We start from the raw sequence: 18,166 nt of genomic DNA on the forward strand, positions 1-18,166 counted from the left end.
ATCTATCTTTAAGAGAAAAAAACTACGCTAATAGCAGTAGTTGTATTTATTTGTGATTTTGCACAAATTTTTTTGTGCATTTATAATACTCATGATTTGAGGGGTGAAGCAGTTGACAGGTCAACTAGTTCAATACGGACGCCACCGCCAACGAAGAAGTTATGCCCGTATTAGTGAAGTATTAGAGTTACCAAATCTTATCGAAATTCAAACCTCTTCTTATCAGTGGTTTCTTGATGAGGGTTTGCGAGAAATGTTCCAAGACATTTCTCCGATCGAAGACTTTACGGGAAATCTATCGCTTGAATTTATCGACTACAGCTTGGGTGAACCTAAATACTCTGTAGAAGAATGCAAAGAGCGTGATGTGACGTATGCAGCACCACTTCGTGTAAAAGTGCGTCTAATCAACAAGGAAACTGGTGAAGTAAAAGAACAAGATGTGTTCATGGGAGATTTCCCACTCATGACAGAGACTGGAACATTCGTAATTAACGGTGCAGAACGTGTTATCGTTTCCCAGTTAGTTCGCTCTCCAAGCGTATACTATAGTGGCAAAGTGGATAAAAACGGAAAACGTGGTTTTACTGCTACTGTAATTCCAAACCGCGGAGCTTGGTTAGAGTATGAAACAGATGCTAAGGATGTTGTATATGTGCGTATTGACCGTACGCGTAAACTTCCTGTAACTGTTTTGTTACGCGCATTAGGGTTTGGCTCTGATCAAGAAATCACCGAGCTTTTAGGTGATAACGAATACTTAAGCAATACGTTAGAAAAAGACAACACAGATAGCACTGAGAAGGCATTGCTTGAAATTTATGAGCGTCTACGCCCTGGTGAACCACCAACAGTAGAAAATGCAAAGAGCTTACTTGTGTCTCGTTTCTTTGATCCGAAGCGCTACGATTTAGCAAATGTAGGTCGCTATAAGATCAACAAAAAGCTACACATTAAAAACAGATTGTTTAACCAACGTTTAGCTGAAACACTGGTGGATCCAGAAACTGGTGAAATTTTAGCGGCAGAAGGAACAGTCTTAGATCGTCGTACACTGGATCGCATTCTACCTTACTTAGAGAAAAACATTGGATTCAAAACAGCGAAACCAATGGGTGGAGTGGTAGCAGGCGATGTTGAGCTGCAATCTATTAAGATTTATGCTCCAGAATCAGAAGGCGAACGATCTATAAACGTAATTGGGAATGCAAATATTACTCGTGATATAAAACACATCACACCAGGTGATATTCTTGCTTCTATTAGCTACTTCTTTAACTTGCTATATAAAGTAGGGGATACAGATGATATTGACCACTTAGGAAATCGTCGTCTGCGTTCTGTAGGAGAGTTACTACAAAACCAATTCCGTATCGGTCTTTCTCGTATGGAACGTGTTGTTCGTGAGAGAATGTCGATTCAAGATACAAATGCAATTACACCACAAGCGTTAATTAACATTCGCCCGGTTATTGCATCTATTAAAGAGTTCTTCGGAAGTTCTCAGTTATCTCAGTTCATGGATCAAACAAACCCATTAGCAGAGTTAACTCACAAACGAAGACTATCTGCATTAGGACCCGGTGGTTTAACGCGTGAGCGCGCAGGCTTTGAAGTACGTGACGTTCACTACTCTCACTATGGTCGTATGTGTCCAATTGAAACACCAGAGGGACCAAACATCGGTTTGATTAACTCATTATCTTCGTTTGCGAAAGTAAATGAGTTTGGTTTCATTGAAACGCCATACCGTCGTGTTGACCCAGAAACTGGTCTTGTAACAGGGCAGGTTGATTATTTAACAGCAGATGAAGAAGATAACTATGTTGTAGCCCAAGCGAATATGAAATTATCTGAAGTAGGGGAATTCCTTGATGAAGATATCGTAGCTCGTTTCCGTGGTGAAAACATTGTCACAAATAAAGAACGCATCGACTACATGGATGTATCTCCAAAACAAGTAGTGTCGGCAGCGACAGCTTGTATTCCGTTCTTAGAAAACGATGACTCTAACCGCGCACTTATGGGAGCGAACATGCAACGTCAGGCGGTTCCGTTAATAAATCCGGAATCTCCGATTGTAGGTACAGGTATGGAGTACGTATCAGCAAAAGATTCAGGTGCTGCAGTAATCTGTAAACAGCCTGGTGTTGTTGAGCGCGTAGAAGCACGTGAAGTTTGGGTACGTCGCTATGTAGACGTTGACGGTCAAACAGTAAAAGGCGACTTAGATCGCTACAAAATGCAAAAATTCATTCGTTCTAACCAAGGAACTTGCTACAACCAACGTCCAATCGTAAGTGTTGGAGACCAAGTTGTAAAAGGTGAAATCCTTGCGGATGGTCCTTCTATGGAACTAGGTGAACTGGCGCTTGGACGTAACGTGCTTGTTGGCTTTATGACATGGGACGGTTATAACTATGAGGATGCGATCATCATGAGTGAGCGCCTTGTAAAAGATGATGTGTACACTTCTATCCATATTGAAGAATATGAATCAGAAGCTCGTGATACGAAGCTTGGACCAGAAGAAATTACACGTGATATCCCGAATGTTGGAGAAGATGCACTTCGTAATCTTGACGAGCGCGGTATTATTCGCGTCGGTGCTGAAGTAAAAGATGGAGATCTACTTGTTGGTAAAGTAACGCCAAAAGGTGTAACAGAATTAACGGCAGAAGAACGTCTATTACATGCGATCTTCGGTGAAAAAGCACGTGAAGTACGTGATACATCACTACGTGTACCACACGGTGGTGGCGGTATTATCTTAGACGTAAAAGTGTTTAACCGTGAAGATGGCGATGAATTGCCACCAGGCGTGAATCAACTTGTACGTGCATATATCGTTCAAAAGCGTAAAATTTCTGAAGGTGACAAAATGGCCGGTCGTCATGGTAACAAAGGTGTTATCTCCCGTATTTTACCGGAAGAAGATATGCCTTACTTACCAGATGGTACGCCAATCGATATCATGTTAAACCCATTAGGGGTACCATCTCGTATGAATATCGGTCAGGTATTAGAGCTTCATCTTGGTATGGCAGCAAGATACCTTGGTATTCACATTGCAACACCGGTATTCGATGGTGCTCGTGAGGAAGATGTATGGGGCACAATTGAAGAAGCTGGTATGGCAAATGACGCGAAAACAATCCTGTATGACGGACGTACTGGTGAGCCATTCGATAACCGTGTATCTGTTGGTGTCATGTATATGATCAAACTTGCGCACATGGTTGACGATAAACTTCATGCTCGTTCTACTGGACCATACTCACTTGTAACGCAGCAACCTCTTGGAGGTAAAGCTCAGTTCGGTGGACAGCGTTTCGGTGAGATGGAGGTTTGGGCACTTGAAGCTTATGGTGCTGCTTATACTCTTCAAGAAATCTTAACAGTGAAGTCTGATGATGTTATTGGACGTGTTAAGACGTATGAAGCAATTGTTAAAGGTGAAAATGTTCCAGAACCAGGCGTTCCTGAATCATTCAAAGTATTGATTAAAGAACTGCAAAGTTTAGGTATGGATGTTAAAATGATGTCTATCAACGATACAGAAATTGAAATGCGTGATACGGAAGATGACGATGATCATCAATCAGCAGATAAATTGAATGTTGAAGTTGAGACAACTAAGGAATAATTGGGATAACCTGTAGACTAAAAGGGAGGTAGGCCCCTTGATAGATGTAAATAACTTTGAATATATGAAGATTGGACTTGCTTCACCTGACAAGATTCGTTCTTGGTCATACGGTGAAGTTAAGAAACCAGAAACAATTAACTATCGTACGTTAAAGCCTGAAAAAGATGGCTTGTTCTGTGAGCGTATTTTCGGACCACAAAAGGACTGGGAATGTCATTGCGGGAAATATAAACGTGTACGTTATAAAGGTGTAGTTTGTGATCGATGTGGCGTTGAAGTAACGCGTGCAAAAGTTCGTCGTGAACGTATGGGTCATATCGAATTAGCTGCTCCTGTATCTCATATTTGGTATTTCAAAGGTATCCCGAGCCGCATGGGACTTGTCTTAGACATGTCCCCTCGCGCGCTTGAAGAAGTAATTTATTTCGCTTCTTATGTTGTAACAGAAAGTGGAGATACACCACTTGATAAGAAGCAATTACTTTCTGAAAAAGAATACCGTGCATATCGTGATCGATATGGCAGTACATTCCATGCTGCTATGGGTGCAGAAGCGATTAAAAAATTACTGCAAGACATCGATTTAGATAAAGAAGTAGACTTCTTAAAAGAAGAATTAAAAACAGCACAAGGACAACGCCGTACTCGTGCTATTAAACGTCTAGAAGTATTAGAAGCATTCCGTAACTCTGGAAATCACCCATCTTGGATGATCTTAGAGGTTCTTCCAGTTATCCCACCAGAACTACGCCCGATGGTACAGTTAGATGGTGGACGTTTTGCTACTTCTGACTTAAACGACTTATATCGTCGTGTAATTAACCGTAACAACCGTTTAAAACGTCTATTGGACTTAGGTGCACCAAGCATTATCGTTCAAAACGAAAAACGTATGTTACAAGAAGCTGTAGACGCATTAATCGATAATGGTCGCCGTGGCCGTCCAGTTACTGGACCAGGTAACCGTCCATTAAAATCACTATCTCACATGCTTAAAGGTAAACAAGGACGTTTCCGTCAAAACTTATTAGGTAAACGTGTTGACTACTCTGGCCGTTCCGTAATCGTTGTAGGACCGAACTTAAAGATGTACCAATGTGGATTGCCGAAAGAAATGGCACTTGAATTGTTTAAACCTTTCGTTATGAAAGAGTTAGTTGGAAAAGGATTAGCACACAACATTAAGAGTGCTAAACGTAAAATCGAGCGTGTACACCCTGAAGTTTGGGACGTTTTAGAATCTGTGATCAAAGAGCATCCAGTACTTCTAAACCGCGCACCAACACTTCACCGTCTTGGTATCCAGGCGTTTGAACCTACACTAGTAGAAGGTCGTGCAATCCGTCTTCACCCACTTGTATGTACTGCATACAACGCGGACTTTGACGGTGACCAAATGGCGGTTCACGTTCCGTTATCATCAGAGGCACAAGCAGAAGCTCGTATCCTTATGTTAGCGGCACAAAACATCTTGAATCCAAAAGACGGAAAACCAGTTGTTACTCCATCTCAGGATATGGTATTAGGTAACTATTACTTAACACTTGAGCGCGAGGGTGCAATCGGTGAAGGTATGGTCTTCAAAGATGCAAACGAAGCAATACTTGCATACCAAAATGGATATGTACATCTGCACACACGTGTTGCAGTTGCTGCGAGTTCGGTAAATAATGTAACGTTTACTGAAGAGCAAAAGAGTAAGCTTCTATTAACAACAGTTGGTAAATTAATATTTAACGAAATCTTACCAGAGTCGTTCCCTTATATTAATGAACCAACAAACTCAAACCTTGAAAAAGAAACACCAGCGGAATATTTCGTTGAAAAAGGTGCGAACATTAAAGAAATTATTGCTAGTCGCGAAGAAGTGGCACCATTTAGCAAGAAAATCCTTGGTAATATTATTGCGGAAGTATTCAAACGTTTCCAAATTACAGAAACGTCTCGCATGCTTGACCGTATGAAAAACTTAGGATTTAAATACTCTACAAAAGCTGGTATTACAGTTGGGGTATCAGATATTCTTGTATTAGGTGAAAAAGATGAAATTCTCCATGAAGCACAAGCAAAAGTAGATAATGTAATTAAACAATTCCGTCGCGGTTTAATCACGGAAGAAGAACGTTACGATCGCGTTATCTCTATTTGGAGTAATGCAAAAGATGTTATCCAAGGAAAGCTGATGAAATCCTTGAATAAACGCAACCCAATCTTCATGATGAGTGATTCCGGTGCCCGTGGTAATGCATCGAACTTTACTCAGCTTGCTGGTATGCGTGGTCTGATGGCCAATCCATCTGGTCGTATCATTGAGCTTCCGATCAAATCGAGTTTCCGTGAAGGTTTAACAGTACTTGAGTACTTCATCTCTACGCATGGTGCGCGTAAAGGTCTTGCCGATACAGCACTTAAAACTGCCGATTCTGGTTACTTAACACGTCGTCTTGTAGACGTTGCACAAGATGTAATTGTTCGTCAAGATGATTGTGGAACAGATCGCGGTTTACTAATTGGTGCGATTAAAGAGGGTAATGAAGTTATTGAGTCACTATATGATCGTCTTGTTGGACGTTTTGCAAGAAAAACTGTAAAACATCCTGAAACAGGTGAAGTATTAGTTGTTGAAAATCAATTAATTACTGAAGATATTGCTCATATCGTTGAAAAGTCGGGTGTTGAAACTGTAAACATTCGTTCAGCGTTTACGTGTAATACTCGCCATGGTGTATGTAAGAAGTGTTACGGTCGTAACTTAGCAACTGGTACAGACGTAGAAGTAGGAGAAGCGGTAGGTATTATCGCAGCTCAATCTATCGGTGAGCCAGGTACACAGTTAACGATGCGTACGTTCCATACAGGTGGGGTTGCCGGGGATGATATCACACAAGGTTTACCTCGTATCCAAGAGATCTTCGAAGCTCGTAATCCGAAGGGTCAGGCAGTTATCAGTGAAATTGACGGTGTTATCGCAGCGATCAACGATGTTAAAGATCGCCAAGAAGTAGTTGTACAGGGTGAAGTTGAAGCTCGTACGTATGCTATTCCTTACGGTGCTCGTCTGAAAGTAACTCTAGGACAGCCAATTAGCCACGGTAAAGAGTTAACAGAAGGTTCTATTGATCCGAAGGAATTACTAAAAGTAACGGACATTACAGCAGTTCAAGAATACTTATTACGTGAAGTTCAAAAAGTATACCGTATGCAAGGGGTAGAAATTGGTGACAAACACGTAGAAGTAATGGTACGTCAAATGCTACGTAAAGTTCGTGTAAGTGATGCGGGTGAAACAGATGTATTACCAGGAACATTACTAGATATCCATCAGTTTACTGATGCGAATGCGAAGGTGTTACTGAAAGGTAAACAACCAGCAACGGCTAGACCGGTTCTACTTGGTATTACAAAAGCTTCACTTGAGACAGATTCGTTCTTATCTGCAGCGTCATTCCAAGAAACAACTCGTGTTCTAACAGATGCAGCAATTAAGGGTAAACGCGATGAGCTTCTAGGATTGAAAGAGAATGTTATTATCGGTAAGCTTGTTCCTGCTGGAACAGGTATGAATCGTTATCGCAAAGTGGATCTTGTAAAAACAACACAAGATAACATGAATGTAGAAAACGATGAAGTTTATGTGGAACAGTAAAATTTTCCGTCGTAAATTTTGTATAAAAACAGCTGATCCTAGTTGACATTGTATGAGACAAAATGTTACTATAATCAAGGTTGCTCCTGAACGATGCTTTGGAGGATATTTAAATGTCTTATCAAAAAGTGTCAAATGCTGAAAATGTAGTCGTTGGTCATAAACGAACATTGGAAGCAATCAAAAATGGTATAGTTAAAGAAGTTGTTATTGCGGAAGATGCTGATGTGCGGTTAACCCATGTTATCATTCGTACTGCCTTGCAACATAACATACCCATAACCAAAGTTGAATCAGTTCGTAAACTTGGAAAAGTTTCGGGGATTCAAGTGGGAGCTTCAGCAATAGGAATAATAAGTTAAAACTGTTTTTGTGAGGAGAGAGCATTTGCTCTTCCTTGCAAAAACTTTGTTTTCAACTAATAATGAACCACCTGGATATGTGGTCATACAAACATGCGAAGGGAGGATAATCAAATGCCTACTATTAACCAATTAGTGAGAAATGGTCGTACTGATAAAGTATGGAAGTCTAAATCACCTGCGTTAAACAAAGGTTTTAATTCTTTAAAGAAAAAATCAACTGATATCTCTGCACCTCAAAAACGTGGTGTGTGTACTCGTGTTGGTACAATGACTCCGAAGAAACCGAACTCAGCGTTACGTAAATACGCTCGTGTACGTTTAACAAACGGTATTGAAGTTACAGCTTACATCCCAGGTATCGGTCATAACCTACAAGAGCATAGCGTAGTATTAATTCGCGGTGGTCGAGTAAAGGATTTACCAGGGGTACGTTACCACATCGTTCGTGGTGCGCTTGATACAGCTGGTGTTGACAAACGTATGCAAGGACGTTCTAAATATGGTACTAAGCGACCAAAACCTGCTAAAAAATAATAAACTTATAATGAAAGGAGGAACTCAATATGCCTCGTAAAGGACCTGTTGCGAAACGTGACGTGTTACCAGATCCAATGTACAATTCTAAACTTGTAACACGCCTAATCAACAAAATGATGGTTGACGGTAAAAAAGGTAAATCTCAAACAATTCTTTATAACGCTTTCGATATCGTTCGTGAACGTTCAGATAAAGAACCAATGGAAGTATTCGAGCAAGCTCTTAAGAACATCATGCCTGTTCTTGAAGTACGCGCTCGTCGTGTTGGTGGTGCTAACTACCAAGTTCCAGTTGAGGTTCGTCCAGAACGCCGTACAACTTTAGGTCTTCGCTGGTTAGTAAACTATGCTCGTCTTCGTGGTGAAAAAACTATGGAAGAGCGTCTAGCTTACGAAATCTTAGATGCAGCTAACAACGCTGGTGCATCTGTTAAGAAACGTGAAGACACTCATAAAATGGCAGAAGCTAACAAAGCATTTGCTCATTACCGTTGGTAGGATTCAACGTAAAATAAATGTAAGCATAAACCGCTTTATTTGTCGCTTATGGAAGTGTGGAGAGGGAGAATGCCTCTCCCTTTCGTTGGGCGCTCGTTTTACATAATGAGGGTACTGGACACTGGCATATGTAACAATATAAAGTGGCTTTTTTGCTACTTAAAATAAAATAATCCAATCCATATATGGAAGGAGCAAGACACCAAATGACTAGAGAGTTCTCTTTAGAAAACACTCGTAATATTGGTATCATGGCTCACATCGATGCTGGTAAAACAACAGCAACTGAGCGTATTCTGTATTACACAGGACGTATTCATAAAATCGGTGAAACTCATGAAGGTGCATCTCAGATGGACTGGATGGAGCAAGAGCAAGAACGTGGTATCACAATTACTTCTGCTGCAACTACAGCACAATGGAAAGGTCACCGTGTAAATATCATTGACACTCCAGGACACGTAGATTTCACAGTAGAAGTAGAACGTTCTTTACGCGTACTTGATGGCGCAGTAGCAGTACTTGATGCACAATCTGGTGTAGAACCACAAACAGAAACTGTTTGGCGTCAGGCTACTACTTATGGTGTACCTCGTATCGTATTCGTTAACAAAATGGATAAGATTGGTGCAGATTTCTTATACTCTGTAGGAACAATCCACGATCGTTTACAAGCAAACGCACATCCAATTCAGTTACCAATCGGTGCTGAAGATGAGTTCAATGGTATCATTGACCTTGTTGAAGAGTGTGCTTACATGTACGCTAACGATTTAGGAACAGACATCGAGCGTGTCGAAATTCCTGAAGAGCATAAAGAATTAGCTGAAGAATACCGTGGAAAACTTATTGAAGCGGTAGCTGAGCTTGATGAAGAAATGATGATGAAGTACCTAGAAGGTGAAGAAATCACTGTAGAAGAGCTTAAAGCTGGTATCCGTAAGGCTACAACTTCTGTAGAATTCTTCCCAGTAATCTGTGGTTCTGCATTCAAAAATAAAGGTGTTCAAATTCTGTTAGACGCAGTTATCGACTACCTACCATCTCCATTAGATGTACCTGCTATTAAAGGTACTCTTCCGGATACAGATGAAGCTATCGAGCGTAAGTCTAGCGATGAAGAACCATTCGCAGCTTTAGCATTCAAAATCATGACTGATCCTTATGTTGGTAAGTTAACGTTCTTCCGTGTGTACTCTGGTGTGTTAAACTCTGGATCATACGTGAAAAACTCAACTAAAGGTAAGCGTGAGCGTGTAGGTCGTATCCTACAAATGCACGCTAACAGCCGTGAAGAGATTTCAACAGTTTACGCTGGTGATATCGCTGCCGCTGTAGGTTTAAAAGATACTACTACTGGTGATACTCTTTGTGACGAGAAGAGCCTTGTTATCCTTGAGTCTATGGAATTCCCAGAACCAGTTATCTCTGTAGCTATCGAACCAAAATCTAAAGCTGACCAAGATAAAATGGGTACAGCATTATCTAAGCTTTCTGAAGAAGATCCAACATTCCGTGCTCACACTGACCAAGAAACTGGCCAAACAATCATCGCTGGTATGGGTGAACTTCACCTTGATATCATCGTTGACCGTATGCGCCGTGAATTCAAAGTGGAAGCAAACGTTGGTGCTCCTCAGGTAGCATACCGTGAGACTTTCCGCGCTGCTGCGAAAGTTGAAGGTAAGTTCGCTCGTCAATCTGGTGGTCGTGGACAATTCGGTCACGTTTGGATTGAGTTTGAACCTAATGAAGAAGGTAAAGGTTTTGAATTCCAAAACAAAATCGTCGGCGGTGTAGTTCCACGTGAATACATCCCAGCTGTTGGAGCGGGTCTTGAAGACTCACTTAAAAATGGTGTACTAGCTGGTTATCCACTAGTTGACATCAAAGCTGCGTTAGTTGACGGATCTTACCATGATGTCGATTCATCTGAGATGGCGTTCAAAATCGCTGCATCTATGGCGCTTAAAGCTGCGGTTTCTAAATGTAGCCCAGTAATTCTTGAGCCAATGATGAAAGTTGAAGTTGTAATTCCTGAAGAGTACATGGGTGACATTATGGGCGACGTAACATCTCGTCGTGGACGTGTAGAAGGTATGGAAGCTCGCGGTAACGCTCAAGTTGTTCGCGCTATGGTTCCACTTTCTGAAATGTTCGGTTATGCAACGGCATTACGTTCTAACACTCAAGGACGCGGAACATTCTCAATGACATTTGATCATTATGAAGAAGTACCGAAGTCTGTTTCTGAAGAAATTATTAAAAAAAATAAAGGTGAATAATTGATTTTTATCGATTGTTCAAGTATAACTACTTATGTAAGCTTAGAAAGTGAGACGCAAGTTTCACTTTCTAGTCTAAATATAAAATAACCCATATAAACTAAGGAGGAATTTAGAATGGCTAAAGCTAAATTCGAACGTTCTAAACCCCATGTTAACATCGGTACAATCGGCCACGTTGACCATGGTAAAACTACATTAACTGCTGCGATCACTACAGTTCTTGCAAAAGCTGGTGGTGCTGAAGCACGCGGATACGATCAAATCGACGCTGCTCCAGAAGAAAGAGAGCGCGGAATCACAATCTCAACTGCACACGTTGAGTACGAAACTGAAACTCGTCACTATGCACACGTTGACTGCCCAGGTCATGCTGACTATGTTAAAAACATGATCACTGGTGCTGCTCAAATGGACGGCGGTATCTTAGTAGTATCTGCTGCTGATGGTCCAATGCCTCAAACACGTGAGCACATCCTTCTTTCTCGTCAAGTAGGTGTTCCTTACATCGTTGTATTCTTAAACAAATGCGACATGGTAGATGACGAAGAATTATTAGAATTAGTAGAAATGGAAGTTCGCGACCTATTATCTGAATACGGATTCCCAGGCGACGATATTCCTGTAATTAAAGGTTCTGCTCTTAAAGCTCTTCAAGGAGAAGCTGAGTGGGAAGAAAAAATCATCGAATTAATGACTGAAGTTGATGCTTACATCCCAACTCCAGAACGTGAAACTGACAAACCATTCTTAATGCCTATCGAGGATGTATTCTCTATCACAGGTCGTGGTACAGTTGCAACTGGTCGTGTTGAGCGTGGAATCGTTAAAGTTGGTGACGTAGTAGAAATCATCGGTCTTGCTGAAGAGAATGCTACTACAACTGTAACTGGTGTAGAAATGTTCCGTAAGCTTCTTGATCAAGCTCAAGCTGGAGACAACATCGGTGCTCTACTTCGTGGGGTTGCTCGTGAAGACATCCAACGTGGACAAGTTCTTGCTAAAACTGGCTCTGTAAAAGCACACGCTAAATTCAAAGCTGAGGTTTTCGTATTATCTAAAGAAGAAGGTGGACGTCATACTCCATTCTTCGCTAACTACCGTCCACAGTTCTACTTCCGTACAACTGACGTAACTGGTATCATCCAATTACCAGAAGGTACTGAAATGGTAATGCCTGGTGACAACATCGAAATGACTATCGAACTTATCGCTCCAATCGCTATCGAAGAGGGAACTAAATTCTCTATTCGTGAAGGTGGACGTACAGTAGGTTACGGTGTAGTTGCTACAATCGTTGCTGAGTAGTCTTTAATTAGATTATTAAAAACTCAAGGGATTCTCCCTTGAGTTTTTTTATTGCTTATTACTATAGAAGAAAGAGATGTATTTTCTATTTTTGGATGAGTTTCTTCTATAGTATATAAAACGAAAACAACACCCAAAAACTGTAAGGTGAATAAGAGTAGATGAAAACTTGATATTCTTTAAAGTGCCATGTATAATAGCAAAAGTAGAGAAAAGCAGATGCGAACAAAAAGATGCTTGCATCTAGACGAATAACATTGTATAATAGACAATGTTGGTCTTTGACTGCGATGAAGTGGAAGGTTGCTGACACACCCGGCCGCTTTGCCATGGCATGGTGTGAGGAAATTTCCATGGAGAAGGTCTATTTTAGAAATAGGCGAACGAAGGAGGGAAAATAATGGCAAAAGAAAAAATTCGTATCCGTTTAAAAGCTTATGATCACCGTATTCTTGATCAATCAGCTGAGAAAATTGTAGAAACAGCTAAGCGTTCTGGGGCAACAGTTTCTGGTCCGATCCCATTACCAACTGAGAAGACTATTTACACAATTCTTCGTGCTGTTCATAAGTACAAAGATTCTCGTGAACAATTCGAAATGCGCACACACAAACGTCTAATCGACATCGTGAGTCCTACTCCGCAAACAGTAGATTCATTAATGCGTTTAGATTTACCATCTGGTGTAGATATCGAAATCAAACTATAATTCATATAACTTAAAAATGTAGGAGGTGTAACTCATGACCAAAGGAATCTTAGGAAGAAAGATCGGTATGACTCAAGTATTTGCTGAGAACGGTGAGTTAATCCCAGTAACGGTAATCGCTGCTAATCCAAACGTTGTTCTTCAAAAGAAAACAACTGAAACTGATGGCTACAACGCAATTCAGTTAGGATTTGAAGATAAACGTGAAAAGTTAACTAACAAACCTGAACAAGGCCACACTGCTAAAGCATCTACAACTCCTAAGCGCTTCATTCGCGAAATCCGCGATGCAGACGTGGACGGATTAGAGGTTGGTCAAGAGGTAAAAGTTGAAGTTTTCGCTGTAGGTGAAATCGTTGACGTAACAGGAATTTCTAAAGGTAAAGGTTTCCAAGGTGTTATTAAACGCCACGGACAATCTCGCGGACCTATGTCTCATGGTTCTCGCTATCACCGTCGTCCAGGTTCAATGGGGCCAGTTGCTCCGAACCGTGTATTCAAAGGCAAAAAACTTGCTGGACGTATGGGTGGAGACCAAGTTACTATCCAAAACTTAGAAATCGTTCAAGTTGACACTGAGCGCAACTTATTACTAGTAAAAGGTAACGTTCCAGGTGCTAAGAAATCTCTTGTAGTTGTTCAAGGCGCTGTGAAGGTTAGCAAATAATTCACAATAGGAAGGAGGAATTCCAATGCCAAAAGTTACTGTATATAACCAAACTGGTTCACAGGTTGGTGAAATCGAATTAGCTGAAGCTATTTTCGGTATCGAACCAAATGAAGCTGTACTATTTGAAGCTGTAATGATGCAACGTGCATCTTTACGTCAAGGTACACACAAAGTAAAAACTCGCTCTGAAGTTCGTGGTGGTGGTCGTAAACCATGGCGTCAAAAAGGAACTGGACGTGCTCGTCAAGGTTCTATCCGCTCTCCTCAATGGCGTGGTGGTGGTACGGTATTCGGACCTACACCAAGAAGCTATGCGTACAAACTTCCTAAGAAAGTTCGTCGTTTAGCAATCAAATCTGCATTAGCTACTAAAGTAGTTGAGAACAACATTGTAGTTCTTGAGGACCTAGTGTTAAATGCACCAAAAACAAAAGACATGGTAGCAGTACTTAAAGGATTAACTGTTGAGAAGAAAGCTCTTATCGTAACTGCTGATGCAAACGAATCTGTAGAGTTATCTGCTCGCAATATCCCTGGAGTAACAGTAATCACTGCTGATGGCGTAAACGTGCTAGATGTGCTTCATCATGATAAGCTAATCATGACAAAAGCGGCAGTGGAAAAAGTAGAGGAGGTGCTTGCATAATGAGAGATCCTCGTGATATCATTAAGCGCCCAGTTATCACTGAACGTTCTATGGAAATGATGGCTGAAAAAAAATACACGTTCGACGTGGACGTTAAATCTAATAAAACAGAGGTTAAAGACGCTATAGAAGCGATCTTTGGTGTTAATGTAGACAAAGTAAATATCATGAACTACAAGCCGAAAGCAAAACGTGTTGGTCGTCACGCTGGTTTTACTAGCCGTCGTCGTAAAGCAATCGTTAAGCTAACTGCTGACAGCAAAGAAATCGAAATCTTCCAAGGCGTTTAATTCTTACTAAAGAAGGAGGGAAATTGAGATGGGAATTAAAAAGTATAATCCAACTACTAACGGTCGTCGTAACATGACTACGAATGATTTCGCTGAAATCACGACCGACAGACCAGAAAAGTCTTTACTTGCTCCTTTAAGCAAAAAGGCTGGTCGTAATAACCAAGGTAAAATTACTGTACGTCATCAAGGTGGCGGACATAAGCGTCAATACCGTATCATCGACTTTAAGCGTAACAAAGATGGAATTCCAGGACGCGTTGCTACGATCGAATACGATCCAAACCGCTCTGCGAATATCGCATTAATTAACTACGTTGACGGTGAAAAACGTTACATTCTTGCTCCTAAAACTTTAGAAGTAGGTATGGAAGTTATGTCTGGCCCTGAAGCTGACATTAAAATCGGTAACGCATTACCATTAATCAACATTCCAGTAGGTACTGTTGTTCATAATATCGAGCTTAAGCCTGGTCGTGGAGGACAATTAGTCCGTTCTGCTGGTACATCTGCTCAAGTACTTGGTAAAGAAGGAAAATACGTACTTGTACGTTTAACTTCTGGTGAAGTACGTTTAGTATTATCTGCTTGTCGCGCTTCAATCGGTCAAGTTGGTAACGAACAACACGAACTTATCAAAATCGGTAAAGCAGGTCGCTCTCGCTGGTTAGGTAAGCGCCCAACAGTTCGTGGTTCTGTAATGAACCCGGTTGATCACCCACACGGTGGTGGTGAAGGACGCTCTCCAATCGGACGTAAGTCTCCAATGTCTCCATGGGGTAAACCAACTCTTGGATTCAAGACTCGTAAGAAAAACAAAGCGTCTGATAAATTTATCGTTCGTCGTCGTAAAAAATAATGGGATTGTAGTACGGTTCATTTCAAGAACCGTACGCCAATCACGAAGGGAGGCACCAAAATGGCTCGTAGCTTAAAAAAAGGACCATTTGTCGATGATCACTTAATGAACAAAATGGAAAAATTAGTTGCATCTGAGCAAAAACAAGTTGTTAAAACTTGGTCTCGCCGTTCAACAATCTTCCCTCAGTTCATCGGACATACAATTGCTGTATATGATGGTCGTAAACACGTACCTGTGTACATCACTGAGGATATGGTTGGCCATAAGTTAGGTGAATTCGCACCAACTCGTACGTATAAAGGTCACCTTGCTGACGATAAGAAAACTAGAAGATAATGAGAGGAGGCACTTCAATGCAAGCTAAAGCAGTAGTGAGAACAGTTCGTATTGCTCCTCGTAAGGTTCGTTTAGTAGTAGACTTAATCCGAGGTAAGCAAGTGGGTGAAGCGATTGCTATCCTTAACCACACACCAAAAACTGCTTCTCCAGTTGTAGAAAAAGTTTTAAAATCTGCAATCGCAAATGCAGAGCACAATTATGAGATGGATATTAACAACCTAGTTGTTGAAAAAGTCTTCGTTGACGAAGGTCCAACGTTGAAACGTTTCCGTCCACGTGCAATGGGTCGTGCAAGCCAAATTAACAAACGCACAAGCCACATCACAGTTGTGGTATCAGAAAAGAAGGAGGGATAATCGATGGGTCAGAAGGTTAATCCAATTGGTCTTCGTGTCGGTATTATCCGCGACTGGGAATCTCGTTGGTTCGCTGAGAAAGATTATGCTACGTTATTACATGAAGACATCAAAATCCGTGAGTACATTACTGTACGCTTAAAAGATTCTGCTGTTGCTAAAGTAGAAATCGAACGTGCAGCAAATCGTGTAAATGTTACAATTCACACTGCAAAACCTGGTATGGTAATTGGTAAAGGTGGTACTGAAGTTGAAGCACTTCGTAAAGCTCTTAACCAATTAACAGGCAAGCGTGTACACATTAACATTTTAGAAGTTAAGAGAGCTGATCTTAACGCTAAATTAGTGGGCGAAAACATCGCTCGTCAATTAGAAAACCGTGTATCATTCCGTCGTGCACAAAAGCAAGTTATTCAACGTGCTATGCGTGCAGGAGCAAAAGGTATTAAAACACAGGTTTCTGGTCGTCTTGGCGGGGCTGATATCGCTCGTGCAGAATCTTACAGTGAAGGAACTGTTCCACTTCATACACTTCGCGCTGATATTGACTATGCAGCAGTTGAAGCTGATACAACATACGGTAAATTAGGCGTAAAAGTATGGATCTACCGTGGAGAAGTCCTTCCTACAAAAAAGAAAGCTTCTGAGGAAGGAGGAAAATAATATGTTAATGCCAAAACGCGTAAAATATCGTAGAGAGCATCGTGGTAAAATGCGTGGTCGTGCAAAAGGTGGAACTGAAATTGCTTTCGGTGAATTCGGTTTACAAGCACAAGCTGCTTCATGGATTACAAACCGTCAAATCGAAGCTGCTCGTCGTGCAATGACTCGTTACATGAAACGTGGCGGTAAAGTATGGATTAAAATTTTCCCTTCTAAACCTTACACTGCAAAACCTCTAGAAGTACGTATGGGTTCCGGTAAAGGGGCACCAGAAGGCTGGGTAGCAGTAGTAAAACCTGGGAAAATTATGTTTGAAATCGCGGGTGTATCTGAAGAGGTAGCACGCGAAGCATTACGTCTTGCAGCTCACAAACTACCTGTGAAATGTAAGTTCGTAAAACGTGAAGAAAATGGTGGTGAATCTAATGAAAACTAATGATATTCGTGAATTAACCACTGCCGAAATCGAAACAAAAGTTAAAGCTTTAAAGGAAGAATTGTTCAATCTTCGCTTCCAACTTGCTACAGGACAATTAGAGAATCCAACTCGCATCCGTGAAGTGCGTAAAGCGATTGCTCGTATGAAAACTGTAGTTTGTGAAAGAGAGATCGGAATTAATCGATAAATTGAGGGGAGGTTTGCATAGTGAGCGAACGTAACCAACGCAAAGTTTATACTGGTCGTGTTGTGTCTGATAAAATGGACAAAACGATTACAGTTTTAGTTGAAACTTACAAAACTCATTCCTTGTACGGAAAACGTGTTAAGTATTCTAAAAAGTACAAAGCCCATGATGAGCAAAACCAAGCAAAACTTGGCGATATCGTTAAAATCATGGAAACTCGCCCGCTTTCTGCTACTAAGCGTTTCCGTTTAGTTGAAATCGTTGAAGAAGCGGTTGTTATCTAAATAGACGAATCGGAATTTTTAGTCCGAAGGGAGGTTTCATAACATGATCCAACAAGAATCTCGTTTGAAAGTTGCTGACAACTCTGGTGCACGTGAACTTTTAACAATTAAAGTATTAGGCGGCTCTGGTCGTAAATATGCTAATATTGGTGATATTATCGTTGCTACGGTAAAACAAGCAACACCAGGTGGCGTTGTTAAAAAAGGTGACGTTGTTAAGGCAGTAGTGGTACGTACGAAGAGCGGAGCTCGTCGTCCGGACGGTTCTTATATTAAATTTGATGAAAACGCAGCGGTTATCATCAAAGACGATAAGAGCCCACGTGGTACTCGTATCTTCGGACCAGTAGCTCGTGAATTACGTGATAGCAACTTCATGAAGATCGTTTCTTTAGCTCCAGAAGTTCTATAATTTAAGGTATTGCCTTGCTAAG

The 18,166-nt window shown here is 41.1% G+C and carries 19 protein-coding genes; all 19 read left to right on the forward strand.

Translation table 11 applies throughout. The features are described 5' to 3' along the window. Positions 1-112: 112 nt before the first annotated feature. The 19 genes from rpoB to rplN all read left to right on the forward strand — a co-directional run bounded on the left by rpoB (position 113) and on the right by rplN (position 18,144). Positions 113-3,646, forward strand: a complete 3,534-nt coding sequence (gene rpoB, locus NSS97_RS00630) for a DNA-directed RNA polymerase subunit beta (RefSeq protein WP_002113316.1) — start codon at positions 113-115, stop codon at positions 3,644-3,646. Between the two features lie 37 nt (positions 3,647-3,683). Further along, positions 3,684-7,295: a DNA-directed RNA polymerase subunit beta' gene (rpoC, locus tag NSS97_RS00635; RefSeq protein ID WP_002009783.1), complete on the forward strand. Its 3,612-nt coding sequence runs from the start codon at positions 3,684-3,686 to the stop codon at positions 7,293-7,295. A 113-nt stretch (positions 7,296-7,408) separates the two neighbouring features. Then, a complete protein-coding gene (locus NSS97_RS00640; RefSeq protein WP_000121833.1) occupies positions 7,409-7,657 on the forward strand; it encodes a 50S ribosomal protein L7ae-like protein in 249 nt (82 codons plus the stop codon). A gap of 114 nt (positions 7,658-7,771) precedes the next feature. Further along, positions 7,772-8,194: a 30S ribosomal protein S12 gene (gene rpsL / locus NSS97_RS00645; protein WP_001142341.1), complete on the forward strand. Its 423-nt coding sequence runs from the start codon at positions 7,772-7,774 to the stop codon at positions 8,192-8,194. A gap of 29 nt (positions 8,195-8,223) precedes the next feature. Then, positions 8,224-8,694: a 30S ribosomal protein S7 gene (gene rpsG, locus NSS97_RS00650; protein ID WP_001137492.1), complete on the forward strand. Its 471-nt coding sequence runs from the start codon at positions 8,224-8,226 to the stop codon at positions 8,692-8,694. Between the two features lie 206 nt (positions 8,695-8,900). Next, positions 8,901-10,979, forward strand: a complete 2,079-nt coding sequence (gene fusA, locus NSS97_RS00655; RefSeq protein ID WP_002113318.1) for an elongation factor G — start codon at positions 8,901-8,903, stop codon at positions 10,977-10,979. 117 nt (positions 10,980-11,096) lie between these two features. After that, positions 11,097-12,287: an elongation factor Tu gene (gene tuf / locus NSS97_RS00660; protein WP_002009778.1), complete on the forward strand. Its 1,191-nt coding sequence runs from the start codon at positions 11,097-11,099 to the stop codon at positions 12,285-12,287. A gap of 400 nt (positions 12,288-12,687) precedes the next feature. After that, the gene (rpsJ, locus tag NSS97_RS00665; protein WP_001040595.1) at positions 12,688-12,996 is read left to right on the forward strand and encodes a 30S ribosomal protein S10; all 309 of its coding nucleotides are present in this window, start codon (positions 12,688-12,690) and stop codon (positions 12,994-12,996) included. A 34-nt stretch (positions 12,997-13,030) separates the two neighbouring features. Continuing rightward, the gene (gene rplC, locus NSS97_RS00670; protein WP_098886925.1) at positions 13,031-13,663 is read left to right on the forward strand and encodes a 50S ribosomal protein L3; all 633 of its coding nucleotides are present in this window, start codon (positions 13,031-13,033) and stop codon (positions 13,661-13,663) included. A 25-nt stretch (positions 13,664-13,688) separates the two neighbouring features. After that, positions 13,689-14,312 carry a 50S ribosomal protein L4 gene (rplD, locus tag NSS97_RS00675; RefSeq protein ID WP_001127261.1) on the forward strand — a complete coding sequence of 208 codons (624 nt, stop codon included), beginning with the start codon at positions 13,689-13,691 and terminating at the stop codon, positions 14,310-14,312. After that, a complete protein-coding gene (gene rplW, locus NSS97_RS00680) occupies positions 14,312-14,602 on the forward strand; it encodes a 50S ribosomal protein L23 (protein ID WP_001205557.1) in 291 nt (96 codons plus the stop codon). The genes rplD and rplW overlap by 1 nt, the downstream gene beginning before the upstream one ends. 28 nt (positions 14,603-14,630) lie before the next feature. Then, positions 14,631-15,461, forward strand: coding sequence for a 50S ribosomal protein L2 (rplB, locus tag NSS97_RS00685; protein WP_000511584.1), 831 nt, complete (start codon positions 14,631-14,633; stop codon positions 15,459-15,461). A gap of 60 nt (positions 15,462-15,521) precedes the next feature. After that, positions 15,522-15,800 carry a 30S ribosomal protein S19 gene (rpsS, locus tag NSS97_RS00690; RefSeq protein ID WP_000124452.1) on the forward strand — a complete coding sequence of 93 codons (279 nt, stop codon included), beginning with the start codon at positions 15,522-15,524 and terminating at the stop codon, positions 15,798-15,800. A 17-nt stretch (positions 15,801-15,817) separates the two neighbouring features. Further along, positions 15,818-16,159 carry a 50S ribosomal protein L22 gene (gene rplV, locus NSS97_RS00695; protein ID WP_002009773.1) on the forward strand — a complete coding sequence of 114 codons (342 nt, stop codon included), beginning with the start codon at positions 15,818-15,820 and terminating at the stop codon, positions 16,157-16,159. A 3-nt stretch (positions 16,160-16,162) separates the two neighbouring features. Then, a complete protein-coding gene (gene rpsC, locus NSS97_RS00700) occupies positions 16,163-16,822 on the forward strand; it encodes a 30S ribosomal protein S3 (RefSeq protein ID WP_002009771.1) in 660 nt (219 codons plus the stop codon). 1 nt (position 16,823) lies between these two features. Then, positions 16,824-17,258 (forward strand): 50S ribosomal protein L16, encoded by a 435-nt coding sequence (rplP, locus tag NSS97_RS00705; protein ID WP_000928969.1) that lies wholly within the window; start codon positions 16,824-16,826, stop codon positions 17,256-17,258. Beyond that, entirely contained in the window at positions 17,248-17,448 is a 201-nt protein-coding gene (gene rpmC, locus NSS97_RS00710) for a 50S ribosomal protein L29 (protein ID WP_002091523.1), read from the forward strand. Before rplP ends, rpmC begins: the two co-directional genes overlap by 11 nt. A 20-nt stretch (positions 17,449-17,468) precedes the next feature. Next, positions 17,469-17,732, forward strand: coding sequence for a 30S ribosomal protein S17 (rpsQ, locus tag NSS97_RS00715; protein ID WP_002091526.1), 264 nt, complete (start codon positions 17,469-17,471; stop codon positions 17,730-17,732). A 43-nt stretch (positions 17,733-17,775) separates the two neighbouring features. Next, on the forward strand, positions 17,776-18,144 hold the full coding sequence (gene rplN / locus NSS97_RS00720; protein ID WP_000615912.1) for a 50S ribosomal protein L14: 369 nt from the start codon (positions 17,776-17,778) through the stop codon (positions 18,142-18,144). Positions 18,145-18,166 lie beyond the last annotated feature (22 nt).

It is taken from the genome of Bacillus sp. FSL R12-0074 (assembly GCF_038005725.1).
Taxonomy (GTDB): Bacteria; Bacillota; Bacilli; order Bacillales; family Bacillaceae_G; genus Bacillus_A; species Bacillus_A mycoides.

Coding starts and splice junctions, on each gene's coding strand:
- NSS97_RS00640 (WP_000121833.1), top strand. CDS start 7,409: ATGTCTTATCAAAAAGTGTCAAATGCTGAAAATGTAGTCGTTGGTCAT.
- rpsL (WP_001142341.1), top strand. CDS start 7,772: ATGCCTACTATTAACCAATTAGTGAGAAATGGTCGTACTGATAAAGTA.
- rpsG (WP_001137492.1), top strand. CDS start 8,224: ATGCCTCGTAAAGGACCTGTTGCGAAACGTGACGTGTTACCAGATCCA.
- fusA (WP_002113318.1), top strand. CDS start 8,901: ATGACTAGAGAGTTCTCTTTAGAAAACACTCGTAATATTGGTATCATG.
- tuf (WP_002009778.1), top strand. CDS start 11,097: ATGGCTAAAGCTAAATTCGAACGTTCTAAACCCCATGTTAACATCGGT.
- rpsJ (WP_001040595.1), top strand. CDS start 12,688: ATGGCAAAAGAAAAAATTCGTATCCGTTTAAAAGCTTATGATCACCGT.
- rplC (WP_098886925.1), top strand. CDS start 13,031: ATGACCAAAGGAATCTTAGGAAGAAAGATCGGTATGACTCAAGTATTT.
- rplD (WP_001127261.1), top strand. CDS start 13,689: ATGCCAAAAGTTACTGTATATAACCAAACTGGTTCACAGGTTGGTGAA.
- rplW (WP_001205557.1), top strand. CDS start 14,312: ATGAGAGATCCTCGTGATATCATTAAGCGCCCAGTTATCACTGAACGT.
- rplB (WP_000511584.1), top strand. CDS start 14,631: ATGGGAATTAAAAAGTATAATCCAACTACTAACGGTCGTCGTAACATG.
- rpsS (WP_000124452.1), top strand. CDS start 15,522: ATGGCTCGTAGCTTAAAAAAAGGACCATTTGTCGATGATCACTTAATG.
- rplV (WP_002009773.1), top strand. CDS start 15,818: ATGCAAGCTAAAGCAGTAGTGAGAACAGTTCGTATTGCTCCTCGTAAG.
- rpsC (WP_002009771.1), top strand. CDS start 16,163: ATGGGTCAGAAGGTTAATCCAATTGGTCTTCGTGTCGGTATTATCCGC.
- rplP (WP_000928969.1), top strand. CDS start 16,824: ATGTTAATGCCAAAACGCGTAAAATATCGTAGAGAGCATCGTGGTAAA.
- rpmC (WP_002091523.1), top strand. CDS start 17,248: ATGAAAACTAATGATATTCGTGAATTAACCACTGCCGAAATCGAAACA.
- rplN (WP_000615912.1), top strand. CDS start 17,776: ATGATCCAACAAGAATCTCGTTTGAAAGTTGCTGACAACTCTGGTGCA.